Annotated in this window: 1 protein-coding gene; it reads left to right on the top strand. The window is 34.6% G+C overall.

The window, feature by feature from the left end; translation table 11 throughout:
* Positions 1-1,139: FAD-dependent oxidoreductase (locus AC1DND_RS28010; protein ID WP_477586144.1), on the top strand; the 1,139-nt coding region annotated here is incomplete at its 5' end.
* Positions 1,140-1,318: the final 179 nt, after the last annotated feature.

Genomic DNA, 1,318 nt, shown 5'->3' with positions numbered 1-1,318 from the left:
CTTATACCAATGGGGATGTTCATGAAACGCTAAAAGAAGGTTTCGAAAAATCACCAATGTTTACTGGAAGAATTAAAGGTTTAGGCCCAAGATACTGCCCATCCATTGAAGATAAAATTAACCGCTTTGCTGAACGCGACAGACATCAGATTTTCGTTGAACCTGAAGGATGGAATACTTGTGAAATTTATGTAAACGGATTTTCAACATCACTTCCAGAAGATGTACAATTTAAAGCACTAAGGTTAATACCAGGTTTCGAACAAGCAAAAATGTTCAGACCAGGTTATGCTATCGAATACGATTTCTTCCCACCTACCCAATTGTCTTTAACACTAGAAACTAAGTTGATCAGCAATTTATTTTTAGCCGGACAGATCAATGGAACTACAGGATATGAAGAAGCAGCTTGTCAGGGTTTCATGGCTGGAATAAATGCACATCAAAAAATCACAGATAAACATGAACTGATCATGAAAAGATCTGACAGTTATATTGGAGTTTTAATTGACGACCTGGTAACAAAAGGAACGGAAGAACCTTATCGTATGTTTACATCGAGAGCCGAACATCGTTTGTTATTAAGACAAGACAATGCTGATATCCGCTTATCTCCTATCGGCCATGAGCTGGGCTTAATTTCTGATGAACGTTTAGAAAAGGTAAATCAGAAAATTGCAAATGCCGATGCTTTGGTTAAGTTCACCAGAAACCAAGGTATCGAAATGAGCGATGCGAATCCAATGCTCGAAAGTTTAGGATCGAGCGTTTTAAATCAAAATGTAAAAATACACAGTTTGGTTGGCAGGCCTCATGTTGGTTTACCTGATCTGATTAAAGTTAGTAAAGCGCTTGCAGAAGCAACCAAAGATTTAGACAATGAAACTATTGAGCAAGCCGAAATCAAAATTAAATATGAAAGTTATTTTGAAAAGGAAAATGAAATTGTAGCCAAAATGCTGAAGATGGAAGACAAAGAAATTAAGCCTGATTTCGATTACAATAAAATTGTTTCCATTTCAAAAGAGGCCAGAGAAAAATTATTTAAGATCAAACCACGTACTTTAGGTCAGGCATCACGAATTTCAGGCGTTTCTCCTTCAGACATATCAGTTTTAATGGTTTACATTAATAAGTAATTGATAATCAATACTTTACCTATTTCAGAGTAGACTTAAAATAAAGCGATATAAGCTAAAAAAAATATTTTTTAATGTTACAGTTCCAAAAAGTATAAAAATTCGTCAGAACGTTTAAAATATGCCAAATTTAAAAGCTCAGTATTTTAACCTTAAAAATTTAGCGGTTGTTATAACCT

Source organism: Pedobacter sp. 01N416 (assembly GCF_056399685.1).
The sequence above is the reverse complement of the archived record's forward strand: the minus strand, read 5'-3'. Positions and strand labels throughout refer to the sequence as shown.